This is a genomic window from Lentzea jiangxiensis, assembly GCF_900104175.1.
Taxonomy (GTDB): Bacteria; Actinomycetota; Actinomycetes; order Mycobacteriales; family Pseudonocardiaceae; genus Lentzea; species Lentzea jiangxiensis.
The window spans coordinates 199,987-206,423 of the sequence record NZ_FNIX01000003.1; the positions used below are offsets into that span (position 1 = coordinate 199,987).

The following is a 6,437-nucleotide window of genomic DNA, read 5'->3' on the forward strand; positions in this document are numbered from 1 at the left end:
GGTCATGGCTCCTATGACGGCCGGGCTGGTCAGCGCGAGCCGAACTCGTGGTCGATCAGCGCGAGGATGGTGTCCGGGGTCGCGGTGTCGAGATCGCTCCCGGAGCTGTCCGAGCGCTTGGCCGTCCAGTCGGACAGCAGGCGCTGCAGACGCCGGTCGACCTCGGTGTCGTCCGGATCGGTGCCGGCGAGCATCGCCTCGAGCCGGCCTATCTGTTCGATCAGCGCGGTGCTCGACGGCTCGGCGTCGCCGACCAGTTCGGTGTGCAGGAACGCCGACAGCGCGGCCGGGGTGGGGTAGTCGAAGACCAGCGTCGAGGACAGCCGCAACCCGGTGACGGCGCTCAGGCGGTTGCGGAACTCGACCGACGTCAGCGAGTCGAACCCGAGGTCGCTGAAACCGCGGGCGGGCTCGACGCTGTCGGCGCCCGTCCTGCCCAGCACCAGTGCGGTCTCCCGCCGGACCAGGTCGAGCAGCAGCTCGTTCGCCCTGGCCGGCGGCAGGCCGGCCAGCGTGCGCAGGAGCTCGTCGTCCTGCTGCGCGGTGGCGGCCTTGGCCCGCGCCCGGCCGGGACCGCCGAGCAGACCGCGCAGCAACGGGGACATGGACGCGTCCGAGGCGTTGGCGCGGGCCGTGGCGCGGTCGACCTTCAGCGCGAGCAGGACCGGGTGCGCGGTGGCGACGGCGGTGTCGAACATCGCCATGCCCTCGGAGGACGTGATGGGCGGGAAACCACCGCGGCGCAGGCGTTCCTCGCCCTCCTCGCCGAGCCGGCCGCCCATGCCGCCCGCCCACAGGCCCCACGCGATCGAGTGGGCGGCCAGACCGTCGCCGCGGCGGCGGGTGGCCAGGGCGTCGAGGAAGCTGTTGGCCGCTGCGTAGTTGGCCTGCCCCGCGTTGCCCAGCACCCCGGCGGCCGAGGAGAACAGGACGAACCAGCGCAGTGGCAGGTGCCGGGTCAGCTCGTGCAGGTGGAAGGCGGCTCGGACCTTCGGGGCGAAGACGCGGTCCACCCGTTCCGGGGTGAGCGCGTCGACCAGGCCGTCGTCCAGGACGCCCGCCGCGTGCACGACACCGGTCAGCGGGTGCCGGTCCGGGATCGCGCCGAGCAGGTCCGCCACGGCGTCGCGGGAGGCGAGGTCGCAGGCGACGACGGTGACCGCGGCGCCCAGGCCCGTCAGGTCGGCGACCAGCTCGGCCGCGCCCGGCGCGTCCGGGCCGCGCCTGCTGGTCAGGACGAGGTGCCGCACTCCGTGCTCGGTCACCAGGTGCCGGGCGAGTGCCCCGCCGAGGTCGCCGGTGCCGCCGGTGATCAGCACGGTGCCGTCCGGCTCGGGACCGGCCGGGATCGTCAGCACCAGCTTGCCGATGTGCTTGGCCTGGCTCAGGAAGCGGAACGCCTCCGGGGCGCGCCGCACGTCCCACACGCGGGTGGGCAGCGGCGTGAGCACGCCGCGGTCGAACAGCTCGACCACCTCGGACCACATCCGGGTGAGCAGCTCGGGTTCGGCCTCGATCAGGTCGAAGGGCCGGTAGCGAACGCCGGGGTGCCGCGCGGCGACCTCCTCCGGGTCGCGCAGCCCGGCCTTGCCCATCTCCATGAACCGGCCGCCCCGCGGCAGCAGCCGCAGCGAGGCGTCGACGAAGTCACCGGTCAGCGCGTCCAGCACGACGTCGACGCCGCGCCCACCGCTGGTGGCCCTGAAGTGCTCCTCGAAGCCGAGCGTGCGGGAGTCGGCGATGTGGCCGTCGTCGAGCCCGGCCTCGCGCAGGACGTGCTGCTTGCCGGTGCTCGCGGTGGCGTAGACCTCCGCGCCGAGGTGGCGGGCGATCTGGACGGCGGCCATGCCGACGCCGCCGGCGCCGGCGTGGACCAGCACCGACTCGCCCGCGCTGAGCCCCGCCAGCTCCTTGAGCCCGTAGTAGGCGGTCAGGAACACCAGCGGGACCGAGGCCGCGGTCTCGAACGACCAGCCCTCGGGAACGCGGGTGAAGTAGGGGCGGGGAGCGATCGCGACAGTGCCGACGCCGCCGGCGGCCACGCCCATCACGGCCTCGCCGACCGCCAGGTCCGTCACCTCGGACCCGACCTCGACCACCACGCCCGCCACCTCGTTGCCGAGGGGTCCGGGCTCGCCGTCGAACATGCCGAGCACGTTCAGCACGTCGCGGAAGTTCAGGCCCGCCGCGGCGACGGCGACCCGGACGTCGCCCGGCCCCAGCGGTTCCAGCGCCTGCGGGTGCGGCTCCAGGCGCAGGTTGTCCAGGGTGCCGCGACCGGTCATGCCCAGCCGCCAGGCCGAGCCGGCCGGTGCGACGAGCTCGTCGGCCGCCGGCAGCGGGGCCAGGCGCGGTGCCGCGAGCTCACCACCGCGGGAGAGCAACTGCGGCTCACCGGTGGACAGGGCGGCCGCCAGCTGGGCGGCGGTCGGCTCGGTGTCGGTGTCGGTGTCCGTGTCGATCAGCACGAACCGGCCGGGGTACTCGGACTGCGCCGAGCGCACCAGCCCCCAGACCGCGGCGGCCGCCGGGTCGACCCGGTCCGTGCCGGCCGCGTCGCGGGTGAGCACCACCAGGGTGGTGCCGTGCAGGCGCTCCTCGGCGTTCCACCGCTGGAGCACGGCGAGGACCCGGTTGGTCTCGGCCAGCGCGGTGCCCGCCACGTCGGCGCCTCCCGGGCGCACCGGGAGCACGACGACCGGCGGAGGCGGGACGTCGTCGTCCAGGTCGTCGGCGAACGCCCACTCGACTTCGGTACCACCAGTGATGGAAAGCGCTTTCCACTCAAGGTGGAACAGCGAGTCCGGTCCCCCGGGTCCGGCCGTCCCGAACTGGTCGGCGCTGATCTCGCGCAGCACCAGCGCACCGATGGTGGCCACCGGCGCACCGACGCCGTCCGCGACCCGGAGCGTGACGGCGTCCGACCGGCCGGGGGTCAGCCGCACCCGCAGCGCGGTGGCGCCGACCGCGTGCAGGGCGACGTCCTGCCACAGGTGGGGAACCCGCGGACCGGAGTCCTCGTCGGCCGTGAGACCGATGGCGTGCAGGCAGGAGTCGAGCAGCGCGGGGTGCAGGCCGAACTTCTCCGCGTCCTTGCGCGCCTCCCCCTCCTCCGGCAGCCGCAGTTCCGCGTAGACCTCGTCCCCGAGGCGCCAGGCCGCCCGCAGGCCCCGGAACACCGTCCCGTACTCCAGGCCGTTGCGGGAGAACGCTTCGTACACGCCGTCCAGGTCGACGGCGGTGGCACCGCGCGGCGGCCATTCGGCCAGGTCGAAGTCCGGCGCCGCGACGGCCGGGGTCAGCGTGCCGGAGGCGTGCCGGGTCCAGGGTCCCTCGCCCGCACGGGAGTGCAGGGACACCGACCGGCGGCCCGACTCGTCCGGCGCGGCCAGCACGACCTGGACGTCGCGCGGACCGTCCAGGAACACCGGCTCCAGCAGGGTGAGCTCCTCGAGGTGCGGGCACCCGGCCTCGTCGCCCGCGCGGAGCGCCAGCTCGACGAGCGCCGTTCCCGGCAGGAGCGCGGTGCCCGCGACGACGTGGTCGGCGAGCCACGGGTGGGTCGTGAGCGAGACCCGGCCGGTGAGGACGACCCCGGAGTCGTCGGCCAGTGCCACCGACGCGCCCAGCAACGGGTGGCGGGCGTCGGCCAGGCCCAGCCCGGCCGGATCTCCCGCGCCGCCCGCGGACTTCAGCCAGTAGCTGGCGTGCTGGAACGCGTAGGTGGGCAGCTCCGCCGTCCGAGCCCCGGTGCCTTCGTAGAACGTCCGCCAGTCCACGCGTCCGCCGCGCACGTGCAGCGCGGCCAGTGCGGCCGTCGCCGTCACCGGCTCGGGGCGGCCGCCCCGCAGCATCGGCACCGCGAGCACGTCCTCGTCGGGCAGGACCCGTGCGACCATCGCGGTCAGCACCGAGTCCGGTCCCAACTCGACGAACCTCGAGACGCCCTCGGAGCGCAGCCAGGAGATCGAGTCCGCGAACCGGACGGGCTGGCGGACGTGCCGCGGCCAGTACCCCGGCGCGGTGACCTCGTCGGTGCCGGCGAGCTTGCCGGTCACGTTGGACACCACCGCGATGCTCGCGGCACCGTAGGAGACGCTCTCCGCGACCGCGGTGAACTCGGCGAGCATGCCGTCCATGCGCGCCGAGTGGCACGCGTGCGTCATGCGCAGCCGCTTGGTCTTGCGACCCTGCCGGGCGAACGACTCCGCCACCGCGAGGACCGCGTTCTCGTCGCCGGACAGCACGATCGCGTCCGGACCGTTGACCGCACCGATCTCGACGCCGTCGACGAGCGCGGCGCGGACCTCGTCCTCCGCGGCCTGGACGCTCACCATGGCGCCGCCGGCGGGCAGCGCCTCCATCAGCCTGCCGCGCGCGGCGACCATCTTCGCCGCGTCCCGCAACGTCCAGACACCGGCGACGTGCGCGGCGGTGAGCTCGCCGATGGAGTGCCCGGCGACGAAGTCGGGACGCACGCCCCAGGACTCCAGCAGCCGGAACAGCGCGACCTCGACGGCGAACAGCGCCGGTTGCAGGTAGCTCATCCGGTCGAGCAGGTCCTGGTCGTCGCCGAAGACGACGTCGGCGAGCGGCCGGTCCAGGTGCTCGTCCAGTGCCGCCACCACCGCGTCGAACGCCTGGGCGTAGGCGGGAAACGCCCGGTACAGCTCACGGCCCATGCCGCAGCGCTGGCTGCTCTGCCCGGTGAACAGGAACGCCGTGCGCCCGATCAGCGGGGTGCCCGTGACGACGGCGGGGGAAGGCGTCCCCTGCGCCAGCGCGGTCAGACCGGCCACGAGGTCGTCCCGGGTGGAGCCGACCACCGCGGCCCGCCGGTCGAGCGTGGACCGGCCGGTCGCGAGCGAGTGGGCGACGTCGAGCGGATCGGCTCCGCCCACGGCGTCGAGGACGCGGGAAGCCTGTGCCCGCAGGCCGTTCTCGCTCTTGGCCGACAGCACCCACGGCAGCACCGGAGGAGGCGTCCGTTCGACGTCCTCCCGCTCCTCGACGACCTGCTCCAGGATGACGTGGGCGTTGGTGCCGCTCAGGCCGAACGACGACACCGCACCACGGCGGGGCCGGTCGACAGCGGGCCAGGGGCGCTCGTCGGTGAGCAGTTCCACGGCGCCCGCCGTCCAGTCGACGTGGGGCGACGGCTCGTCGACGTGGAGCGTGCGCGGCAGCACCCCGTGCCTCATGGCCTCGACGACCTTGATGATCCCGGCGACGCCGGCGGCCGCCTGGGAGTGGCCGATGTTGGACTTGATGGAGCCCAGGTACAGCGGCACGTCGCGGTCCTGGCCGTAGGTGGCCAGCAACGCCTGCGCCTCGATCGGGTCACCGAGCCGGGTGCCCGTGCCGTGCGCCTCGACGAAGTCCACGTCCGATGTGGACAGCCGGGCGTTCTTGAGCGCCTGGCGGATCACCCGTTGCTGGGACGGGCCGCTGGGAGCGGTGAGGCCGTTGGAGGCCCCGTCCTGGTTGACCGCCGAACCGCGGACGACCGCGAGAACGCGGTGCCCGTTGCGGCGGGCGTCGGACAACCGTTCCAGCAGCACGACACCGGCGCCCTCGGACCACCCCGTGCCGTCGGCGGCGGCGGCGAACGCCTTGCACCGCCCGTCGACGGCCAGCCCGCGCTGGCGGGAGAACTCCACGAACGTCTCGGGGGTGGACATGACCGTGACGCCGCCGACCACGGCCAGAGAGCACTCACCGGTGCGCAGGGCCTGCCCGGCCAGGTGCAGTGCGACCAAAGAGGACGAACAGGCGGTGTCGATGGTCACCGCCGGCCCTTCCAGGCCGAACGTGTAGGACACCCGGCCGGACAGCACGCTGTTGGACGAGCCGGTACCGATGAAACCCTCGATGTCCTCGGACACCGACGTCAACCCGGACACGTACTCCGCGCGCATCGCGCCGGCGAACACCCCGGTGGCGCTTCCCCTCAGCGAGGAGGGGGCGATCCCGGCGCGTTCCAGCGCTTCCCACGTGACCTCGAGCAGCAGGCGCTGCTGCGGGTCCATGGCCAGCGCCTCACGGGGTGAGATCCCGAACAGCTCCGCGTCGAACCTGTCCGCCTCGTGCAGGAAGCCGCCCGCGGTGGTGTACGTGGTGCCGCGGTGGTCCGGGTCGGGGTGGTAGAGCGCGTCGGCGTCCCAGCCCCGGTTGTCCGGGAAGCTGGTCACGCCGTCACCGCCCCGCGCCACCAGTCGCCACAGGTCCTCCGGCGAGTCCACCCCGCCGGGGTACCGGCAGGCCATCCCGATGACGGCCAGCGGCTCGGATGCGCTCTCCTGGACCTCGTCCAGGCGACGCCTGGTGTCGCGGAGCTCGGTCGTCAACCGCTTCAAGTAGTCGAGCGTCCGGTCGTCGCTGGTCATGCCGCTTCCTCCTTGTGACGGCGTCCTGTGTGGACGCCGCCACGAACGGAA

At 73.9% G+C, this 6,437-nt stretch carries 1 protein-coding gene; it reads right to left on the minus strand.

The window, feature by feature from the left end; all coding sequences use genetic code 11:
- Positions 1 to 29: 29 nt before the first annotated feature.
- Complete coding sequence (locus tag BLQ91_RS42595) at positions 30 to 6,356, minus strand: type I polyketide synthase (RefSeq protein WP_425412475.1); 6,327 nt, start codon at positions 6,354 to 6,356, stop codon at positions 30 to 32.
- Positions 6,357 to 6,437: the final 81 nt, after the last annotated feature.